At 65.3% G+C, this 20643-nt stretch carries 19 protein-coding genes and 2 pseudogenes; 15 read left to right on the forward strand and 6 right to left on the reverse strand.

Annotated elements, in window-relative coordinates; translation table 11 throughout:
- Nucleotides 1-84: 84 nt before the first annotated feature.
- Both U1872_RS15615 and U1872_RS15620 read left to right on the forward strand, forming a co-directional pair.
- Nucleotides 85-954, forward strand: coding sequence for an aldo/keto reductase family oxidoreductase (locus tag U1872_RS15615; protein ID WP_332793837.1), 870 nt, complete (start codon nt 85-87; stop codon nt 952-954).
- A gap of 81 nt (nt 955-1035) precedes the next feature.
- Entirely contained in the window at nt 1036-1596 is a 561-nt protein-coding gene (locus U1872_RS15620) for a DUF1993 domain-containing protein (RefSeq protein WP_332793838.1), read from the forward strand.
- A 203-nt stretch (nt 1597-1799) separates the two neighbouring features.
- Here the strand turns inward: U1872_RS15620 and U1872_RS15625 are convergent, their stop codons facing one another.
- Nucleotides 1800-2702: an SDR family oxidoreductase gene (locus U1872_RS15625; RefSeq protein WP_332793839.1), complete on the reverse strand. Its 903-nt coding sequence runs from the start codon at nt 2700-2702 to the stop codon at nt 1800-1802.
- Nucleotides 2703-2797: 95 nt separating this feature from the next.
- Here U1872_RS15625 and U1872_RS15630 point away from each other — a divergent pair, with 95 nt between their 5' ends.
- From U1872_RS15630 to U1872_RS15670, 9 genes and pseudogenes are all read left to right on the forward strand, one after another.
- On the forward strand, nt 2798-3646 hold the full coding sequence (locus tag U1872_RS15630) for a helix-turn-helix transcriptional regulator (RefSeq protein ID WP_332793840.1): 849 nt from the start codon (nt 2798-2800) through the stop codon (nt 3644-3646).
- Between the two features lie 176 nt (nt 3647-3822).
- Nucleotides 3823-4441, forward strand: a pseudogene (locus tag U1872_RS15635) (tyrosine-type recombinase/integrase).
- A gap of 403 nt (nt 4442-4844) precedes the next feature.
- Complete coding sequence (locus U1872_RS15640; protein ID WP_332793841.1) at nt 4845-5405, forward strand: TetR/AcrR family transcriptional regulator; 561 nt, start codon at nt 4845-4847, stop codon at nt 5403-5405.
- 20 nt (nt 5406-5425) lie between these two features.
- Nucleotides 5426-6427 carry a 3-oxoacyl-[acyl-carrier-protein] synthase III C-terminal domain-containing protein gene (locus tag U1872_RS15645; protein ID WP_332793842.1) on the forward strand — a complete coding sequence of 334 codons (1002 nt, stop codon included), beginning with the start codon at nt 5426-5428 and terminating at the stop codon, nt 6425-6427.
- Entirely contained in the window at nt 6424-7404 is a 981-nt protein-coding gene (locus tag U1872_RS15650; protein WP_332793843.1) for an NAD-dependent epimerase/dehydratase family protein, read from the forward strand. The genes U1872_RS15645 and U1872_RS15650 overlap by 4 nt, the downstream gene beginning before the upstream one ends.
- A complete protein-coding gene (locus tag U1872_RS15655; RefSeq protein WP_332793844.1) occupies nt 7397-8233 on the forward strand; it encodes an MBL fold metallo-hydrolase in 837 nt (278 codons plus the stop codon). The genes U1872_RS15650 and U1872_RS15655 overlap by 8 nt, the downstream gene beginning before the upstream one ends.
- Nucleotides 8230-9363 carry an ATP-grasp domain-containing protein gene (locus tag U1872_RS15660; RefSeq protein ID WP_332793845.1) on the forward strand — a complete coding sequence of 378 codons (1134 nt, stop codon included), beginning with the start codon at nt 8230-8232 and terminating at the stop codon, nt 9361-9363. Before U1872_RS15655 ends, U1872_RS15660 begins: the two co-directional genes overlap by 4 nt.
- Complete coding sequence (locus U1872_RS15665; RefSeq protein WP_332793846.1) at nt 9360-10487, forward strand: GNAT family N-acetyltransferase; 1128 nt, start codon at nt 9360-9362, stop codon at nt 10485-10487. Before U1872_RS15660 ends, U1872_RS15665 begins: the two co-directional genes overlap by 4 nt.
- The gene (locus tag U1872_RS15670) at nt 10484-11482 is read left to right on the forward strand and encodes a Rieske 2Fe-2S domain-containing protein (protein WP_332793847.1); all 999 of its coding nucleotides are present in this window, start codon (nt 10484-10486) and stop codon (nt 11480-11482) included. Before U1872_RS15665 ends, U1872_RS15670 begins: the two co-directional genes overlap by 4 nt.
- Here U1872_RS15670 and U1872_RS15675 read toward each other — a convergent pair.
- Together U1872_RS15675 and U1872_RS15680 are read right to left on the reverse strand one after the other, a co-directional pair.
- The gene (locus tag U1872_RS15675; RefSeq protein ID WP_332793848.1) at nt 11473-12741 is read right to left on the reverse strand and encodes a F390 synthetase-related protein; all 1269 of its coding nucleotides are present in this window, start codon (nt 12739-12741) and stop codon (nt 11473-11475) included. The two genes, U1872_RS15670 and U1872_RS15675, sit on opposite strands and share 10 nt — an antisense overlap.
- A 367-nt stretch (nt 12742-13108) precedes the next feature.
- Nucleotides 13109-14020: a LysR family transcriptional regulator gene (locus U1872_RS15680; RefSeq protein WP_332793849.1), complete on the reverse strand. Its 912-nt coding sequence runs from the start codon at nt 14018-14020 to the stop codon at nt 13109-13111.
- A gap of 106 nt (nt 14021-14126) precedes the next feature.
- Between U1872_RS15680 and U1872_RS15685 the strand changes: the two genes are divergently transcribed.
- The 3 genes and pseudogenes from U1872_RS15685 to U1872_RS15695 all read left to right on the forward strand — a co-directional run bounded on the left by U1872_RS15685 (nt 14127) and on the right by U1872_RS15695 (nt 17269).
- Nucleotides 14127-15491, forward strand: a complete 1365-nt coding sequence (locus tag U1872_RS15685; RefSeq protein WP_332793850.1) for an alpha/beta fold hydrolase — start codon at nt 14127-14129, stop codon at nt 15489-15491.
- Nucleotides 15391-16374, forward strand: a pseudogene (locus U1872_RS15690) (alpha/beta hydrolase); the annotation flags it as partial. The gene U1872_RS15685 and the pseudogene U1872_RS15690, both read left to right, overlap by 101 nt.
- Before the next feature lie 115 nt (nt 16375-16489).
- Complete coding sequence (locus tag U1872_RS15695) at nt 16490-17269, forward strand: SDR family NAD(P)-dependent oxidoreductase (RefSeq protein WP_332793851.1); 780 nt, start codon at nt 16490-16492, stop codon at nt 17267-17269.
- A gap of 202 nt (nt 17270-17471) precedes the next feature.
- Here U1872_RS15695 and U1872_RS15700 read toward each other — a convergent pair whose 3' ends face one another.
- The 3 genes from U1872_RS15700 to U1872_RS15710 all read right to left on the reverse strand — a co-directional run bounded on the left by U1872_RS15700 (nt 17472) and on the right by U1872_RS15710 (nt 19590).
- The gene (locus tag U1872_RS15700; RefSeq protein WP_332793852.1) at nt 17472-18221 is read right to left on the reverse strand and encodes a nuclear transport factor 2 family protein; all 750 of its coding nucleotides are present in this window, start codon (nt 18219-18221) and stop codon (nt 17472-17474) included.
- Between the two features lie 159 nt (nt 18222-18380).
- On the reverse strand, nt 18381-19241 hold the full coding sequence (locus U1872_RS15705) for an SDR family oxidoreductase (protein WP_332793853.1): 861 nt from the start codon (nt 19239-19241) through the stop codon (nt 18381-18383).
- Between the two features lie 40 nt (nt 19242-19281).
- Nucleotides 19282-19590 (reverse strand): UrcA family protein, encoded by a 309-nt coding sequence (locus U1872_RS15710; protein WP_332793854.1) that lies wholly within the window; start codon nt 19588-19590, stop codon nt 19282-19284.
- Nucleotides 19591-19702: 112 nt separating this feature from the next.
- On the opposite strand from U1872_RS15710, the gene U1872_RS15715 reads away from it, so the two are divergent.
- A complete protein-coding gene (locus U1872_RS15715; protein ID WP_332793855.1) occupies nt 19703-20590 on the forward strand; it encodes a LysR family transcriptional regulator in 888 nt (295 codons plus the stop codon).
- The last annotated feature ends 53 nt before the right edge of the window (nt 20591-20643 follow it).

Raw genomic sequence — 20643 nt, forward strand, 5'->3', positions numbered from 1 at the left:
GGTTTTCCGTACAGCCCGTGCGGATCATGCGGGATTATCGCGCGCTTCGGCAACGTCTATCTGGAGGGGGAAGAGGAGAACGACATGCAAACGATCGAACAGGCAGGCAGCTTCCGGCTCGGTGACCACGACGTGCGGCGGCTCGGCTATGGTGCCATGCAACTTGCCGGACCCGGCGTGTTCGGACCCCCGCGCGACCGCGACGCAGCACTCGCCGTCCTGCGCGAAGCGATCGAAAGCGGGGTCGATCATATCGATACGAGCGATTTCTATGGGCCGCACGTCACCAACCAGATCATCCGCGAAGCGCTCCATCCCTATCGCGACGAGCTGACCATCGTGACGAAGGTGGGTGCGGTGCGCGGTGACGATGGCTCATGGAACCCGGCGCAGGACGCAGCGGCGCTCACGGCGGCAGTGCACGACAATCTGCGGAACCTTGGTCTGGACGTGCTCGATGTCGTCAACATGCGCCTGATGGGTGGCGGTAACGATCATGGGCCCGCGGAAGGGTCGGTCGAACCGCAGCTCACCGCGCTCGCCGCGCTGCAGGCGCAGGGACTGATCCGCCATATCGGGCTGAGCAACGCGACGCCCGTGCAGGTCGAGCAGGCGCGCGGCCTCGTCGACATCGTCTGCGTGCAAAACCAGTACAACCTCGCGCATCGCGACGACGATGCGATGATCGATGCGTTGGCGGCGGACGGCATCGCCTATGTGCCCTTCTTCCCCCTGGGCGGTTTCAACCCGCTCCAGTCGCAGACCTTGTCCGATGTGGCCGCAAGACTGGACGCCACGCCGATGCAGGTCGCGCTGGCGTGGCTGCTGCAGCGGTCGCCCAACGTCCTGCTGATCCCCGGCACGTCGTCGGTGGCGCACCTTCGCGAAAACCTCACCGCAGCGGCGCTGCAGCTTCCCGACCAGGAGGTGGCAGCGCTCGATGGCATCGGCTGACAAACGCTTGGCTCCGAGCGGCTGGCCTGTGTAAAACGCGCGCGGGATCGACCTGCCGACCCGCAACAAACGCGAAGCTCCATGACGCTCTCAGATCTTGTCGTCCCCACCTATGTGCAGATGCTGGGCGCGTTGTCGCAGTGGCTCTCCAAGGCCGAGGCGCAGCGGCCGGACGGGAGCGTCGACACCCTGCTGGCGGCGCGGCTCGCGCCGGACATGTTCCCCTTGGCGACACAGGTCCGCTTTGCGTGCCGGCAGGCGCAGGAAGGCGTGTTCCGGTTGCTCGATCAGGCGTTTCCGCCCGCGCTGCAGACACTGCTCGACGAGGGGCGAAACGCTGGCGAGCGGCCCGGCACGCTCGCGGACGCCCAAGCCCGGATCGTCGAGACGATCGCGGTGGTCGAGGCCGCCGCAGCCGCGGGCATCACGATCGACCGTGCCGCACCGATCGCCCACGCGCTGCCGAACGGCATGATCCTCGACATGACGGCGGAGCAATATGCGCGCGACTGGGCGCTGCCGCAGTTCTATTTCCACGTCGTGACCGCATACTCGATCATCCGAGCCCAAGGCATCGAGCTGGGAAAGGCAGACTACGCGTCGCACATGTTCGCCTATCTCCGGCAGAACCCGACGTCCTGACGCTCGCTAGAGGGCGACAATCGCCTCGGCGCGATGGGACCGGTTGCCAGGAAGACCCAATTGCCGACATTCAGTGCGTCCGCGCGGCTTCCCAACACCGGCCGCTCGTTCGTGTGCCAGGAAGCATCGCCTACTCCTTTATCATGCGCGTGATGCGTTGCCCGCTTGCTCGGCGGTTCCGCTCGCCGGCTATCATTGCAGGATCAGGCCTCGGCGGGCGGCGAAAAGTCCATCGCGGCAAGGTCGGTGAGCAGATCGGGCCCCGTCGGCTCCCACGCAAGCCGCGCGCGCGTCCAGGCACTCGACGCACTCATGTCGAGCATCGCGAAGGGTGCCATCCAGCCAAAATACCGCTCGACTTCGTCGGCCGCGACGGATCGGACTGGCAGCCCGGTCCCCTTTCCAAGCGCCTCTGCGATGGCGCGGGCAGTGACGCCCTCCTCTACCGACGCATTGTAGCGCGCACCCGGTTCGCCCTTCTCCAGCGCCAGGACGTACAGCTTCGCCACGTCGCTGACGTGTGCCGCCGACCAGCGCGTCTGCCCCTCGCCGACATAGGCCGCCGCCCCGGATCGGCGCGCTTCGGCGACCAACGGCGTGATCAGGCCGGCCTTGGTGGTGTCATGGACTTGCGGCAGCCGGATAGTGCGCACGTCGATGCGGCGCGCGATCAGCGCCGCGCCGGCGAGTTCGGTCGCGATGCGCGGATTGGCATGGCGCGGGTTGAGCACGTCCTCGGTCGCCGGGCCGCCGTTCAACGGCGTGCCGATGCCGACGCCCGAGGTGATCAAGATCGGTTTCAGGGTCCCCTCCAGCGCCGCGCCCATCGCGGCGATGGCACGTTCGTCTTTCTTGGTATTCTCGAAGAACGTCGCGAAATTGTGGTCGAACGCGCAGTGGATCACCGCATCGGCCGCCGCCGCGCCGTTCGCGAGCGTCTCGGGCTGTTCCAGGTCGCCACGATGGACTTCCGCACCGGCCGCTTCGAGGTGCCGCGCGCCGGCGTCGGAACGGGCGAGCCCGAGCACCTGATGGCCCCGCGCGATGAGTTCGGGCACGACGTGCGAGCCGATGAATCCGGTCGCACCGGTGAGGAACACGCGCATTTCAAATCTCCTTTTCCTGGAAAGGCATATCGCGGCCGGTTCGAGAGTGTTAAAGTAGTGACCTTATCATGGTATACCGCCTAACAGGATCGATCATGGCCAGCGAAGCGCGCAACCCGCTCCCCAACCCACTCGGGGCCTATCTCCGCGATCGCCGCACCCGCCTTGACCCGGTGGCCCTTGGGTTTGGCGGCGGTCGGCGGCGCACCCCTGGGCTTCGCCGCGAGGAAGTGGCTGCCCGGGCGAACATCAGCCCGACCTGGTACACTTGGCTCGAACAGGGTCGCGGCGGTGCGCCGTCAGCCGACGTTCTCGACCGTATCGCCAAGGGCCTGATGCTGACCGATCCGGAGCGCGAGCACATCTACATGCTCGGCCTCGGCCGCCCGCCCGAGGCGCGCTATCAGCCGGTCGACGGCATCTCCCCACGGCTGCAGCGTGTGCTCGACGGGATGGTGCTGAGCCCGGCGATCATCAAGACGGCGATGTGGGATGTCGTCGGCTGGAACCGGGCGGCGGCGGTGCTGCTGACCGACTATGCCAAGCTGCCGCGTGAAGGGCGCAACATCCTCCGCATTATGTTCGGCAGCAACCATGTCCGCGCTCGAAACGCAGACTGGGAAGGTGTTGCGCGCTTCGTCGTCGGCGCCTTTCGTGCAGACGTGGCGCGAGCGGGTGCCAACAGCAGCGCGGCGGTCACCGAACTTGTCACGGAATTGTACCGCATCAGCCCCGAGTTCGAGGCGCTGTGGCAAGACAACGACGTGGTCGCTCACGGCGAGGGGATAAAGCGCATCCATCACCCTGAGGCAGGACTGCTCGCCATGGAGTTCTCGTCGTTCGCAGTCGAAGGGCGGCCGGAACTCGGAATGATCATATATAATCCCGCCTCGGCAGCAGACGCCGAGCGATTGCGCCTTCTGCTGGACGCTCGCGAAAGCTGAGTGGACCGCCCCGCCGATACAGGAAATGCGACCCACAACCAAGCGCGAGACCCACATTTCCTCCGGTCACGGCCTCGGCGGTTTGTTCACGGCGCCTCGCCAACCATGGATGTAAACGGGCACTTCACCCTCCCGATGTATCCTACAGCGCTGACTCGACACCTTGGAGATATGCGATGGGACACTCGTCGTTAGATCCAGCTTTCCACGCGCTCCGCCCTTGGAACGAGGGCCGCGTGCTGCGCGCGAAGCGCGCATTGAAACCGCAACAAGTGTGGGCTATTCGCTTCTGCCTTGCCCAGCACCAGCGCCTACGGGATCGAGCGCTCCTCGACTTCGCACTCGACAGCAAACTGCGCGGTTGCGATGTCGTGAAAGTCCGCATCGGCGACATCGTTGCCGGTGGCCGCATTCGGGATCGCGCGATCGTGGTTCACCAAAAGACGAAACGACCAGTGCAGTTCGAGATCGTCGAGCCTGCCCGTAGGACCTTGTTCGCTTGGCTCGAGTGCCGTGGCGGCACATTGAACGATTTCGTTTTTCCAAGCCGTAACGACTATATGGGGCACATGAGCACGAGGCGATTGCCGGCCTCGTTCGCGAGTGGATTGTCGGCATCGGCCTCCAGCCGAGGATAATGGCACGGATTCCCTGCGCCGCACCAAAGCTTCGATTATATACAAGGCGACGGGCAATCTGCGCGCAGTTCAAATCCTTCTCGGCCATAGTACCGTCCGCTACCTCGGCGTGGATGTCGAAGACGCTTTGGAGCGGGCCGAGCGTGCCGAGGTCTGAGACGACCCAAAAGCCGCCGCTCCCTCCGCCCTTTCGCCTCCCCAACTCCCGACGTTCATTCATCGCCGTTCGATCAACTGCAGCGCCGCTTTAATGGCGAAAATTGGGACAAATTCGTCGTTAGTGAACTTGCTCATGAGCGTCGGGTTTCGAATGAAGCGTCCCGTTCCAGGGCGGCGGTGGTCCGCCAAGGGCGAGCAAACCTGACCGGTTGCGGACGGGCCGCTAATCGAACGGCTCGCTCATCCGGCCGTGCGGCGCGTCGCCTTGCGTTGTGTGGGCGAGGTACGCCCGGATGGCTCGAAACTCGACCGAGCGTAAATCTATTGAACACTGTTAAATCCGATGGCACCTTCGATAGGTGGCACGCCGCTCCGATCACACCCGCGAAGAACTTCGAACGATGATCGTTCATGAGGGACATCGCCAGATTTCCGAAGTCGGCTTTGCGCGCTTCTCGGCGCGCGAGGTGGCGAAACGCATCGGCTATTCCATCGGCACGCTCTACAATGTGTTCGGCAGCCACGACATGCTGATCATCGCGATAAACGCCCGGACGTTGGCGTTGTGGAAGGCGCATGTGGAGGCGCGACTTGCGGGAGCGGAGGAGGATCGCCTCCGTCTCCTGGTCGAGGCTTACTTTGAGTTCGCGCTGCTACATCGCCACGCGTGGACCGCACTGTACGACCATCGCCTGCCCGATGGTGTTGCGGCCCCGGATTATTATCTCGACCATATCCGCGCGATTACCGGGGTCGTACAGGACGAGATCGCCGCGGTACTGCCGCCAGAGCGGCGCGACCAGGCCACCGCGTTGACACGCTCGCTGCTGGCGACGGTCCACGGCCATTGCTTCTTCACGCTCAACGGCACATTCGCGCTGCTCGGCGAAACCACGCCGCTCGAAAGCGTCTATGCCCGCGTCCTAGAAGCAATTGAAAAACCGCGCTTTACAATAAAATGAACGCCGTTCAATATATTGCCATGAACGCGATTCGCGGATTTGGCTTTCGATTGGCAGGCAGCGGCATCGCCCTGCCGCAGACCGCCATTCCATCGGCCGAAATCGACGCTCGGATTGGCCGCTCCGCGGGCTGGACCGGGGCCAATTTCGGTATTGAGAACCGCTATTGGGTTCGGGCCGACGAAACCAGTTCGTCGCTCGGGGCCATGGCGGGATCGGCTGCGCTCAAGGCCGCGCACTGGGATGCAGGCGACATCGATGTGCTGATTTCCGCATGCGGTGTGATGGAGCAACCGATCCCCGGTAATGCAGCGCTGATTCAGCGCCGGCTCGGCATCGGCGGCAGTGGCATTACCGCGTTCGACGTCAATGCGACGTGCCTGTCGTTCCTTGTCGCGCTGGATACCTTGGTGACTGGCATGGTCGTCGGAAAATGGCGTCGCGGGCTGATCGTGTCGGTGGACATCGCCTCGGCTGCGCTGGACTTTTCCGCACCCGAAGCATCGGCGATCTTCGGCGACGGAGCGGCAGCGGTGGCGATCGAAGCCGGTGGCCCCAGCCATTTGCTGGCGTGCCGCCTGGCGACCTATGGCGATCACGCCGGCTTGTGTCGGCTTGAATCGGGGGGCACGCGGATGCGCCCTGAGGACGATCTCGCCGCCTTTCTCGAAGCTGCCAAGTTCCGCATGGACGGGCCGGCGCTGTTTGCGGCGACGGCCAGACGCTTTCCGCGTTTCCTTCGCGACCTGCTGGCCGAAAGCGGCGTGGCGATCGACGCCATCGACACGATCGTCCCGCATCAGGCCAGCGCTGCGGCGCTGGAACACCTCAAGCGCTCGATTCCGGACGGCCATGCCAAGACACTCGATATCTTCCGCGCCCATGGCAATCAGATCGCGGCCAGTATGCCGCACGCACTCCACGTCGCGCGCGAGCGCGGCCTGACCGCCCCGGACGATCACACCCTTTTGATCGGCAGCTCGGCCGGTGTATCGCTGGGCGGCGCGGTGATCCGGTGGTGAACCGCGTCGCGCTGGTCACCGGCGCGACCGGCGGACTGGGACGCGAGCTGGTGAGCCAGTTGCACGCCGCCGGATACGACGTCCGCGCCTCGGGGCGCGACGCGGCGATTGGCGCATCGCTCGGTGCCGAATTCATCGCCGCCGACTTGACGATCGCTCCGCTGACCACGCTCGTGTCCGGTGTCGATGTAGTTTTCCACCTTGCTGCCCTGTCCTCGCCCTGGGGGTCGCCCGCGGCATTCACGGCGATCAACGTAACGGCGACCGAGCGATTGCTGGCGGCTGCGCGCGCGGCGGGATGCGACGGCTTTGTCTATGCCTCGACGCCATCGATTTACGCGGCGCCGTACGATCGCATCGGACTGATCGAGGACAGCCCGGTCGCGACACCGTTCGCGAACGCCTATGCAGCCACCAAATTTGCTGCGGAACGGCTGGTCATCGCCGCCGATGCGCCAGGGTTTCGCACGGTCGCGATCCGCCCGCGCGCGATCGTCGGTCCGCACGACACGGTGTTGCTGCCGCGCGTCCTGCGCGCGGCGCGGCGCGGGCGGTTTCCCTTGCCGGGCGGCGGCGCCGCCGTGATCGAGCCGACCGACGTGCGCGATGCCGCTGCCGCCTTCGTCGCTGCCGACCGCCATCGCGCGCAAGCGGGCGGGCGCGCGGTCAACGTGTCGGGCGGCGACCCGCGACCGGTGCGCCAACTCCTGGAGCAATTGTTCGCACGGCTTGGACAGGCGCCACGGTTCGTCGCGGTGCCGACCGGACTGGCGATGACGACGGCCGGCGCGCTGGAGCGTGTCGCCGCGCTGCTCCCCGGCAGCCCCGAGCCGCCGGTGACACGCTACAGCGTCATGACGTTCGGCTTTTCGCAGACGATGGTGCTCGACCGTGCCCGTGATCTGCTAGGCTGGACGCCGCGGCATCGCGTCGAAGATATGATCGCCTTTGCCTTGCCGGAGCCGACCGATGCGTGAAGTCGCCGTCCACCTCATCCGCGCCGGGCATTGCGTTCATCCGTTGCGCGCGACGATCCGCGACGGCAGCTGGCGGCCGGCGGTTTTTCCGGCGTTATCGTTGCTGCTGGTCCACCCGGTCGAAGGGCCGATCGTGTTCGACACCGGCTACGACCCGGCCTTCTTCGCCGCGACACAGCGCTTTCCCGAGCGCTTATATCGCTGGCTCACCCCGGCGACGCTTGTGCAGGGCGCGGACGTCGCCAGTCAGCTCGCGCGGTTCGGTTACGCCCCGTGCGACGTGCGCCATTTGATCCTGTCCCATTTCCACGCCGACCATATCGCCGGCGCCCATGCTTTTCCGGGCGCGGCGATCCATTGCGCGCGGGCCGGTCTCGATGCAGCCTGCTCGAGCGGCCGCATCGCCGGTTTGCGGGCCGGGATCCTGCCGGCGCTTCTGCCGGCGAACATCGCCCAGCGTGCGCGCTTCTTTGAGGACGCACCGCGAAGCGCGCTGCCCGGCGCGCTCCAGCCGTTCGATGCGGGCGCCGATATTCTCGGCGACGGCAGCTTGCTCGCGGTTGAGTTGCCCGGCCATTGCCCCGGACATTGGGGAATGGTGGTCGCCGACGCCGCGCACGGGGAGCATTTCCTGGTTGCCGACGCGGCATGGTCGAGCGACGCGATCCGCCGCAACATGCCGCCGCCGCGCCTGACGAGCAACTTGCTCGGCCATGCGGGGCGCGTGGAGGCAACGCTCGCCAAGCTCCACGCCCTGTGGCGCCGCAATCCGGCGATCCGGCTGACGCCGGCGCATTGCCCGGAACGCGCCGCCGAAGCCGACGCGTGAGCAATGTCCTGATCACCGGTGCCCGTGCGCCGGTTGCGATCGATCTTGCGCGATCGTTCGCCGCGGCGGGCCACACGGTCCATCTGGCGGATTCGGTGACCGGATGGGCGGCGCGGTTATCGCGCAGCGTCACTGCGACACACCTGCTGCCGCCGCCGCGCAGCGATTTTGCGCGCTTCGCCGCTTCTTTACGCAATCTCGTCGAACGGCTCGATCCAATTGCGATCGTGCCCACTTGCGAGGAAGTGTTCTACTTGGCGGCCGCAGAACTGGGCGAGCGGGTGCTGGCACCGCCGATCACGGCGCTGCGCACGCTGCATTCGAAGATATGCTTCGCCGATCACGCGCGCAGCTTGGGGCTTGCCGCGCCCGAGACGTGGCGGATCGAGCGTCGCAGCGATCTCGACGCGCTACCCACTGCTCCGGGAAGTCTGGTGTTCAAGCCGGATTTTTCGCGCTTCGCGACACATACGCTGATCCGGCCGACGCCGGCCCAACTGACCGTCATCGACCCGACCCCTGCCCGGCCCTGGGCGGCGCAGCGCTTCGTTGACGGCGAGGAACTGTGCCTGTGGTCGTTCGCGCGCAAAGGCCGCCTGGTCGCGTCCGTGGTCTATCGCCCGCGCTGGCGGCACGGTCAGGCGGCGGCCTATGCCTTCGAAGCGGTCGAGTGCCCCGCCGCGCTGGCAATTGCTTCTACGATTGCCGAGGCAGGCAGATTGACGGGGCACTTGTCGTTCGACCTGATCGTCACACTCGACGGAACGGTGGTGCCGATCGAGTGCAACCCGCGCGCGGTCAGCGGGCTGCATCTCTTCGAAGCCCGGCCCGAACTGGCGCGCGCTATGCTCGGCACCGGCGCGGCTAGCCCGGTCGAGGGATTGCGCTATCTGGGCCCGGCAATGGCGCTGCTGGGCGTACCCGCGGCGATTGCCAGCGGCAGGACGGTCGGCTTCGCCAGCGATGTTCGCCGCGGGCGCGACGTCGTCGGACGCGCGGGCGATCGTTGGCCTGCGATCGGCGCATTGATCGACGCTGCGCGCTTCGCGGTCCATGCTTTGGTCACGCGGCGCAGCCCGGCCGGTGCGACCACCGCCGACATCGAATGGAATGGCGAGCCGATCGCATGATGCTGTTCGATCCGCGCGACCCGCCACCCGGCGCATGGCCCGCAGGGTGCGATGCGCGCGCCTATATCGACGGTATAGCCGGTGTCGGCCCGACCGCGATGATCCCCAACGTCGCCACGCGTTGGCTGGCGCTGCGCTCAGGCGAGCGGGTGTATCCCGTGACGGTCAACGATGGCGAGACGGGGGGCAGCTATGTTTGCCTGCCGCACAGCGCCTATATCCTCTACGCCCGCGCCGAGCTCGACCTCGTCGACACCGGCGGGCTGCGGCCGTTGCTGCAGTTGCTGATCGCCGCCGCGGATCGGTTGCTGCGTTGGGGCAAGGTCAACCGTATCGTCCATGTCGACAATTGGCTGTTGTCGACCAATCTGCACGGCGATTGGACAGGGGACGACCTGCCCGCCATCCGCGCGTTTCTGGCGGAGCGCTTTCCCACCCACGCCATCGCCATCCGCTCGATCGATCGCTGGTCGTCGCCGGCGTTGCTCGCGGCCGCGCAGCGTGATGGCTGGCGATTGTTGGCAAGCCGCCAGATTTGGGTGACCGGCGATCTGGAGCGGGACTGGCGACCGCGACGCTGTACGCGCACCGACCAGCAGCTCCTCGCCGCCAGTGGCCTGACAATCGACGCGTTCATGGCGATGAGTGATGCCGATGCCGCGCGGATCGCCGAGCTCTACCATCTGCTCTATGTCGGCAAATACTCGCCGCTGAACCCGGTCTTCTCGCCCGACTATGTACGCGCGACTTGGCGCGCCGGCACGCTGCGCTATCGCGGCGTGCGGGATGCCGATGGCGAGTTGCTGGCGGTGGCCGGATCGCTCGTCCGCGGCGATGTACTCACCCCGCCGGTGGTCGGCTACGACACTGCGCGGCCGCAGCGCGAAGGGCTGTACCGGATCGCCACTTTGCTGTTTACGACCATGGCCGCCGAGCAGGGCGTACGCCTCAACGGCTCAGCTGGTGCGCCGCAGTTCAAACGCAACCGCGGCGCGACCGGGGTGATCGAATATACGGCCGTGGCCGCCGGACACCTACCGCGGCGCAGGCGGGCGGTGCTCGTCATCATGGCCTTCATACTCGATCGATTTGCAGTCCCAATGATGCAGAGGCGAGGATTATGAGCGAGGTATGGCCGGTCGCAGTGGCGCAAGGCTGGCACCCGCTGGCAGCGCGCGTTGCGCTGCGCAAGAAGCCCTTGGCGCGGCGGCTGATGGGTACGCCGATCGTGCTCTTCTTGAGCGGGGATCAGCCGGTGGCGATGCTGGATCGCTGCCCGCACCGCGCGCTCAAGCTCTCGGACGGCTGCGTGCGCAGCGGGACGATCGCCTGTCCCTATCATGGCTGGCGCTTCGGCGCCGACGGGCGCTGCCTCGAGGTCCCAGGATCGGACGCGGTGCCCGAGGTTACCGCGGGAGTCTTGCCGGTCGTGGTTCGTGCCGGGCTCATCTGGACTTGCCTTGCCGAGACGCCCCCGCCGTTTCCGCGGCTGCCGGCCTTGCTCGACGATCCCGACCTCGATCATTTCCACTGGCTGGTCGCGCCGAGCCGGATGCGGTTGCTCGACGGGCTGGAGAACATGCTCGACGCCTCGCACCCGCATTATGTCCATCCGTGGTTTCTGCGCGGTCCGGCGCGCCGCGCGATGCACGTCGAGGTGTCGCTCGGCCCCGATGGCGGCGAGGCGATCTATCACGAGCATGCCCGCGCCGATGGGATCATGCCGCGGCTCTTCGAAGGCAAAAGGACGGTTTCGATCGGGCGCTACTTCGCGCCGACGATCGGCCAGCTCGAATTCCGCACCGACCGAGGGTTGAGCGTATCGCTGACCGCGATCTTCGTGCCCGAGGACAAGGATCTGGTCCGCCCCTACGCGCTGTTCGCCACGCGCAAGGGGCTCGCGCCGGCCTGGCTCAAGCGCTGGGTGCTAAAAGCGTTTAACCTGCCGTTGCTGCGCCAGGACCAGCGTGTGCTGGCCGACCAGGTCGCGGCGCTCGAGGACTGGGGTGCCGTCGATTTCGCGATCGGCCCCGCCGATCTCTTGGGCCCGACGATCTGGCGACTGGCCAACGGCAAGCCACAAGCGCCGGAACAGCGCACCACGACGCTCTATCTGTGACGCCATTCGCGCCGGACGCGACGCAGCTTGCGATCGAAATCCAGGATCAGCCCACGCGTGACGGTGATCGCCGGGGCGACAACCCCGACACGATCGAACAAGGCGCCCAGTGACGCGATCACCTGCGCGTCGCTGCCGTGCGGCAATGCGGCGTCGAGTTCGACGCGGACCGCATCAGCGCCGGTCTGGACGATGCGGAAATCGGTGATCGCACGATCGGCATCGACGACGGCGTTGCGCAGCACATCCGGCGTAATCATGCGCCATGCGCCGTCGATACCGCGCAGCTCGAATATATCGTCCTGCCGCCCCTCGATCCGCGCCACTGGCTGCAGCGGCGAGCCGCACGGGCAGCGTGTTTCAGCCAGTGCGAGGAGATCGTTCATGCGGTACCGCGCCATGATCTGCGTGCGCCGAGTGAAATCGGTGATCAGCGGCGTCACCAGCCCACTGTCGCCTGACGCTTCCCATTCGAACTTCACGGCATCCTCGGCCAGGTGAAGCGTCCCCAGCGGGCAGGACACACCGAACAGCCCCTCGGTCGCCATATAGATCTCGCGAACCGTGATGCCCGTCGCTGCTTCGATCACCGCGCGGTCGAGCGGATCGAGCACTTCCGCGCCGCTGAAGACATTCCGCGCCGTCAGCCGCCCGGTTTCGGCGAGCCGGCGCAAGACCTTGGGCGGGGCGACGATCGTATCGGGCGCAAAGCCGACCAGTTCGTCGGCCCAGGCGTCGACACCGAGCCCAAGATCGAAAAAGCGCAGCGCGATCCGCTGACCATGCTCGGCCGAGCGATACAGCGTCGAGAAACCCGGCAGCGCGAGCGCGACGCGGTGCCGGTGCCACAACACATCGGGCAGTGCCTTGGCGAGGATCGTCCCCAGCCATACGAAGCGCTCGGCATCGCTTATCACGAAATACCCGCGGTTGCCGCTCGTCCCGGTGCTTTGTCCGACCGGATAACCGCGGACCCGATCCGCGCCGCCATCGATCGCCGCGCGGACCTCTTCAGCCGATATGATGGGACGGTTATATTCGCCAAAGGCGTTGATAAGTGTCGCCTTGTCCATAAAGGGCAATTGATCGAGGCGTGTAACGCCTGCCCCGGCGAACGCTCCGACACGTGGCACGGCAGTTTTCAGCCAATTGGCGAGCCTCTTCGCCTGCCACCGACGAACATCGGTTGGGGTTTGTAATCGAGCTGCTAGCCAACGCGTCCGCAGGAAGGCCGAGGCAGCGTACAGGATAGCGGGCATACGAGACACTGTAATCACTGTCGCGGCCACGTCCACAATGATGAAGTCAATCCGGTTGAACGGACGGCCGCTTTCGGCTGGATCTCAGTGAGGGGTTAAGGACCGCAATTGGAGCGCACTGCTGCCGGACTGCTCAATTGAACGGCAATGGCAGATTTTTGCAGGAGCGGCCATTCATGTGGCGGATTGGGAACGGCTTGAGTTGGTCGACACCCGCCGACCGCGTGGCGGGACGCGACGTCCCAAACCTGGTCACGCGCAGTCTGGTTTCCGCTCTCGAACAGCGGACATGTGGTTCATCTTCCGAATACGCCTAACTAGGGCGCACAGCCGCAGCAAACGTTCGCGGCCCTGCCGATTGCAGCGACTAAATTTGCTGATGCCTGTACTCGCCGTAATGCTCCGCCAAATAGTCGACGAACAAGCGCGTTCGCGCGGGCATATTCGCCCCACCGACAAAGACGGCGTGAAACACCTCCCGGTCGCCGGGATTGAACGGCTCCAGCAATGGCACAAGCCGCCGCTCCGCGATCGCGCGGCCGATCGCGAAATTTCCGACGCGCGCTATGCCGACGCCATCCAATGCCAGTTGCAGCAGCGTCTCGCCGCTATTGGCCTCGATCGCGCCGTGCACCGCCATCACCTCGGTTTCGCCGTCGATCCGAAACGGCCAGACCGGCTCGGCGCGACGGAAGTTGAAGTTCAGGCAATCGTGCTGCGCGAGATCTTCCGGTGCGCGCGGCGTGCCGCGCTCGGCGAGATAGTCGGGCGAGGCAACGATCGTGCGACCGTTGTCGCCCAGTCGGCGGGCCATCAGCAGGCTGTCGGGCAACGGGCCCGAACGCACTGCGACGTCCGCCTGTCCCTGCGCCACGTCGACCTTCTCGTCGGACAGGTTGATGTCGACGACGATCAACGGATGATCGCGCGTGAACGCCTTGAGCAGCGGCACGATGCAGACGCGGCCATGCGAGACCGCGGCGCTCACCCGAATCCGGCCGCGCGGCGCGCCTTGATCGGCGATCCCCTGCTCGACCTCGTCGAGATCGGCGAGGATCCGCCGTGCGCCGCTCAGATACGTCCTGCCCTCCGCCGTCAGGGTAAGCGCGCGCGTGGTTCGGAGCAGCAGCCGTGTTCCCAGCCGGGCCTCGATCCGGTCGACCGTTCGGCTGACGCCCGACGGTGTCAGCGCGAGCTGGCGGCCTGCTGCGGAGAAGCTGCCGGTCGATGCGACGGCGGCAAAGACGGCGAGGTCGCGCGCACGATCGAAATTGGCCATCTTTGCTCCCGGATCAAAGGTTCTTGCCCTCCGATCTGGCTAATCAGAAGGCGGCGATCTGTCTAGGTTTTGCCTAGGCGCATGGAGCGCCTTCAGGAGACAGACGATGACGACGCACCGCCAGCCCCGCCGCCTCGCCTACGCGGCGGCATCCCTGCTCAGCCTCGCGAGCACCACCGCGCTTGCGCAAAGCGCGCCGCACTTTCCCGCCAGCTTCCGCGAGCAGGACATCGCTACCAACGGCACCACTATCCACGTCCGCGTCGGCGGATCGGGACCGGCGGTCGTGCTGCTCCACGGTTACGGCGACACCGGTGACATGTGGGTGCCACTCGCCACAGCGCTCGCGCGCGACCATAAAGTGATCGTGCCCGACCTGCGCGGCATGGGCCTGTCGGCACGTGCCGATAGCGGCTTCGAGAAGGCGAACGAGGCGAACGATATCGTCGGCGTGATGGATGCGCTGGGTGCAGCGCGCGCCGACGTCGTCGCGCACGATATCGGCAACATGGTCGGCTATGCGCTTGCCGCGCGGCACGGCGAGCGCGTGACCAAGCTGGTGCTGATGGATGCGCCAGTGCCGGGCATCGGGCCGTGGGAGGAGATCCTCAAGAACCCGCTGCTGTGGCACTTCCGCTTCGGCGGACCCGACATGGAGCGACTGGTCGCAGGCCGCGAGCGGATCTATCTCGATCGCTTCTGGAACGACTTTTCGGCCAAGCCGGCGCGTTTCACCGAAGCCGACCGCGAGCATTACGCGGCGCTCTACGCCGGCCCCGGCCGCATGCATGCCGGCTTCGCGCAATTCGCCGCGTTCGATCAGGACGCGGTCGACAATCGGGCCTGGATGACAGCGCACGGCAAGCTCACCATGCCGGTCCTCGCGATCGGCGGTGAGAAATCGTTCGGCGCGACGATGGCGGCGGTCACGCGCGCCGGCGCGGTCGATGTGCAGGAGCGCGTCATTGCCGATGCCGGGCACTGGCTGATGGAGGAGCAGCCCGACGCCACCGTCAAGGCGATCCGCGACTATCTGGATGCGCCGGTTGTCACGACGCGGGTGCGGTTCGGCCCGGTCGCGCTGTCGAGCGAACAGGTCGATCGCGTTCCGACCACGGGGGCCGGCACCGGCACCTCGGGCATGGCCGGGATCCGCACGGTGCTGCTCTCCGGCGATCCGACGAAGCCCGGCCCGTATACGCTGGAGATCCCCGTCCCCGCGCACACGACGATCGCGCCGCACACGCACCGCGACGATCGTGTCGCGACCGTGGTCTCGGGCACCTGGTACTTCGGCTATGGCGCCGATACCGCGACCGCGACGCTGCGCGCGCTCGGCGCCGGCGGCTTCTACACCGAACCCGGCACAGCGCCGCACTTCGCCGCCACGCGCGACGAAGCAGCCGTCGTCCGCATCACCGGCACCGGGCCCAGCGACACCGCCTTCGTTGCCGCGGCAACCCCGCGGTGATCGGCCCCAATCAAGGAGACAGAAGATGCCAGACTTCTCTGCGACCGCCATGCAGGCGCTTGATTTCGATGGGGGTGCCGGACGCGTGTTCGTCCGGCACTGGCCCGCGATCGGCACGGCCTGCGCGTCGCTGATCATCTGCCACGGCTTCAACGCCCATAGCGGCCATTATGCGCGTGCCGCCGCAGTGTTCGCCCAGCGCGGCTTCGCCGTCACCGCGCTCGACCTGCGCGGCCGGGGCCGGTCGGACGGCGATCGCTGGTATGTCGACACGTTCGACGACTATGGGTCGGACCTGGCGCGGACCGTCGAGCTTGCGCGTTCGCTTGCACCCGACCTGCCGGTCTTCCTGCTCGGGCACAGTGCCGGCGGGGTGATCGCGCTCGGCTATGCCCTCGATCATCAGGACAGGCTCGACGGCCTCATCTGCGAGAGCTTCGCGTACCGCGTGTTCGCGCCCGATTTCGCGCTGGCGCTCCTGCGCGGCGCCAGCCACATCGTGCCGCACGCGAGCGCGCTGCGCCTGAAGATGACCGACTTTTCGCGCGATCCCGCCTGGGTCGAACAGCTCGAGCAAGATCCCTTGGTGCGCGACGAGGTGCAGCCCATGCAGACCGTCGCGGCGCTGACGCGCGCCGCCGCTCGGCTGCGTGAAGACTTTGGCCGCATCGTCCTGCCCGTCCTGATCTTGCACGGCACCGCGGACAAGGCGGCAAACGCCGACGGCAGCCGAGACTTTTTCGATGCTGCCGGCTCGAGCGACAAGACGCTCAAGCTATACGAGGGGCATTACCACGATCTGCTCAACGACCTCGACCGAGACCGCGTCACGAACGATATCGGCAACTGGATACAGCGCCGCGCAGTCGCGTTGGCCACTTGAAAGTCGGGCACGGCCACAAGCGCTCGAAAACCCCGACACATCCCCAAGCCCCGCCGGGATACGACCAAGGCAGGGTCCGGCGGGTCTCCTCGCACTTTATGAAAGGATCAATCTCATGAACATCGACCTCAACGGAAAGACCGCCCTCGTCACTGGCTCGACCGAAGGCATCGGTTTCGGCATCGCGCAGGGTCTGGCAAGGGCCGGCGCAACCGTGATCGTCAACGGCCGCACGCAGACCAAGGTGGACGCTGCGGTCGCGCGCATTGGCGGCAGCGCGCGCGGCGTAGCGGCTGATCTCGGGAACATCGAAGGCCATGATCAGCTCGTCGCCGCAGTGCCCATGGCCGACATCGTCGTCAGCAATCTCGGTATCTTTCAGCCGGCCGACTTCTTCGAAGCCGACGACGCGACCTGGGATCGGCACTGGCAGGTCAACGTGATGGCGGGCGTGCGGCTCGCACGGACGTATTTGCCGGGAATGGAAGCAAGCGGCTGGGGCCGCTTTCTCTTCCTGGCGTCAGAATCCGCCTTCAACATCCCGGTCGAGATGATCCACTACGGCGTCAGCAAGACGGCCGACGTCGCCCTTGCACGCGGGCTCGCCAAACGGATGGCCGGAACCGGTGTGACCGTGAACTCGGTGCTGCCTGGCCCGACCCTGTCCGAAGGCGTCGAGGCGATGCTCGAAGCGGAGCGCGCCCGTTCGGGTAAGCCAATCGAGGAGGTTGCCGCGGCCTTCGTCCAGCAGCACCGGTCCAGCTCAATCCTCCAGCGTGCCGCCACGGTCGAGGAGGTCGCGAACATGGTCGTCTATCTCGCATCACCGCTGGCGTCGGCGACAACGGGCGCGGCTTTGCGGGTGGACGGTGGCGTCATCGATACTTTGATGTGAGGCGAGCTCCCACTCGTCGATAACGGCCGCTCCAGAATCGGGCTCACCGATCCTGAGCGGCCAAAGTTTGGCGCGTAATTTCTGGCCAGCCTGTTCGCGGTGGTGTCCGCTTTACGTTGGCCGACATGACCCGAATGCCGGCCTTTCAGAGCGCTAAGTCTGCTTACCAGAAGCGGACATTTGTTTATGTACAACTTTGCGCTTAGCCGCCAATCCTTCGGGTTCCAATCGCGGCGAGCGTGCCATTCTCTTGAACCAGCACCATTAGAGTGTTTCCCTGTTCTGCGAACTCGAATCGCAGCGGTCGCCCGCTAGCCTCGAACGTATTGTTGGTAATCGCAAATACCGGCGTGGCGAGGCCACCCGATGCAACGTGCAGGTGATCGCCCTCGATGGTCACTACGATTTCACCCAGCTTGGATGAGTAACTCCCGGCATAGCGCTGCAGCATGGACGTCGGCACGGAACGATAGGTTGCCGCGGTCTCATGCGCCGGGCCATGAGCATAACTCAGAACTCGGCGGATCAGGATCCGCCCATTCGCGATCTGCCATACAACCGCGAACCGCGCCTCGCCGTCCAGGCGCTCGGCTTGCCCCTTATACTGAGCATAGAAGCGATGCCGCCCGGTCAGAATTGCGCCAAATCCAGGAATAGGATCGTAAGATACAGATCCAGCGACAGATTCGCGACGGACCCGCAAGCCCGCGGTGCCGCATGGGCCGTCCATGAGGGACTTCACCACAGCGCTCCGGGTGATCGTAGCGCCCGTTTTATCGTGATAGAACTCAACATCCGGCGAGAGAATCTCACTCATTCGCGTCCGATTGCAGGCGTTGAAAGCAGCCCAAAACTCAGAGTCCGCAACTCTTACCCGCTGCTCTGGATCAGGCGGCGCGGTGCTCGAGGATACGGCGGTAACAAGCGCGACAATCACTGTCAGGTATCCCATTCTCGCTCTCCGACTCGAACTGTGTTGTTCTATTAATACAGTTCTTAGCAAGAAGCGCTATATGAGAGACAGCTGGCGGCCGATGCGAGTGCGCCGCCGAAAAGACCCAGAGGTCGCCACTCGAACGCGTGCCTTGCCGACGCGTGAGCGCCTATTCATTCATCTCGCATCTGCGGCTGTTGCCCAATTCGCTATGCCCGCCCGCGCCAAGACCGCGTCCCTGAATGCTTCGAACTCCATGCTTTTATAAGCTGGAATGAATGCCCGTGCATCGGTACCGACCACATACCGAAGCACGGGCGTGGCGGTCATGGCCGCCTCGAATACGGCATCGGCTACGTCTTGGGGATCCGCAGCGGTACTCGCGGCGGCCATCGTCGACCGCAGGGCCGCGTTGTAGCGCTGAAAGTTCGCCCAGTGGGTCGAGCCCTCCTTGAAGTCAGGAGACGCTATCGTGTTGACGCCAAACCGCGTCGGAAAGACGCCCGGCTCAACGATGGCAACCCGGATACCGAATGGCGCGAGTTCGAACCAAAGACCTTCCGAAAGCGATTCCACCGCATGTTTGCTGGCGGCATAAGCCGCCGTGTAGGCCAAAGTCAGCCAACCAAGGACCGAGGAAAGATTGATGATAGCGCCGCGACGGCGATCGCGCATTTCCGGCGCAACGGCGCGGATCATTCGGACGACACCGTACACATTGGTGTCGAACTGGCGATGCAACATCTCGTCGGACAGCGTGTCGATAGGAGAGGCTACCTCGAAGCCTGCATTGTTGACGAGGACGTCGATTGGCCCGGCGCCCCTCGCCTCGACGACCGCCGCGTCGATCGAAGCCTGATCGGTAACGTCCAACTGGATCGCGCGAACCAGCGGCAACTCCATCGCCAATGCATAGAGATCGGTGGCACGAGCCTTCGATCGATAGCCGGCGTGAACAGTGTGTCCGGCCTCCGCGAACTTGCGGGCGGTCAGCAGTCCGAAACCGCTATTGGCTCCGGTGATCAGAACGTTCGACATGGATCGGTCCTTCTAAGAGATGCGCAAACTGCTGGTATGGTTAGCGGACGCTCGCTTGTTGGATTTCCGATCGGCGGATAGCAGCGTCGCGCTGTGGGCGAGCCGCAGCGACCGTCTCGCGTTTGCAGCGGGTATGAGCATCCACGCCGGCCGGGTCGATTGACGAGACCGTGCCGCACGCATCCGATGCCGCGCGGTCGATCCGGCGGTCCAACCGAGCGATGTCGTGTAGTCGACTCAACTGGAGGTCGGTGTGTCGGACTACCGAAACGCCATCGATTGTCTGCCCGACAGCGGGCGCAACAACGGCGCTCGCGGCCAGCGCCGCGAGAAGTGGAAAACGGATCATGTCAGCGATCTCCTGCGGCACATCGCCGCGGCGCTCCAATTAAGTCCGCTTCGTTTCTCTGCCTAACAACGATATTGCGCGCACGTTCTGCAATTTTGCAGTATCAGGCGTGATGGACTGGAACGACCTTCGCTACTTCATAGCGGTCGCTGAAACTGGCAGCACTTTGGCGGCGGGGCGCACACTACGCGTCAGTCAAACCACCGCGGCCCGCCGCGTGGCATCGCTCGAGCAAGCACTTGGGGTCACCTTGTTCGAGCGATTATCGGCGGGGTATCGTCTGACCGAACGCGGCAAGGCGTTATTACCGTTCGCGCGCGACGTAGCGAGTCAGGCAGGAAAGCTGGTTGATGCGGCTGCGGCTGGTCTTCGCGATGCAAGCGGTACAGTCCGGCTGACGGTCACCGATATCTACGCGGCCACCGTTCTGACACCGATCTTGCGCGCACTGCATGACGAGCATGGGTTGATACGGATCGATCTGGATACGACCGACGTGGTCCGCGATCTTGCATCCGGAGAAGCGGACATTGCGCTGCGCAGCTGTGTGAGACCCAGCGGCGCTGGGCTTGTGGGAAGGCGGGTCGGGACTGACAACTGGGCGGTGTATTGCAGTCAAGCCTATGCGTCCGAGCATGGGCAGCCGCAGCGACGGAAGGATTTGCGTAGCCATACGATCATTGGCGGCGGCGGTGCGGGGTTCGGGCGATATTACCGCGCTTGGCTTGAGCGTAACGAATTGGTGGATGCGATCGGGCTACAGCACGATTCGTCGACCGGTATCCTGTCCTGGGTACGTGCTGGTATCGGAATTGCCGCCTTACCGTGTCTCGTGGCCGACCAGGATACCAGCCTGATTCAATGCCTGCCGCCCGACCCGGAAAACGAGCGCGGTCTTTGGCTACTAGTTCACGAACGCACGCGCGAACTGCCGCATGTTCGTGCAACGCTGAATTTTCTTGGAGACCGGCTCTCTCAGCTATGCTCTCAAAACCACTAACTGGCTCTGGTCCAATCAAAGCCAGTAAGACCCAACGGCAGACGACCAGCCCT

It is taken from the genome of Parasphingomonas frigoris (assembly GCF_036663815.1).
GTDB lineage: Bacteria > Pseudomonadota > Alphaproteobacteria > Sphingomonadales > Sphingomonadaceae > Sphingomonas.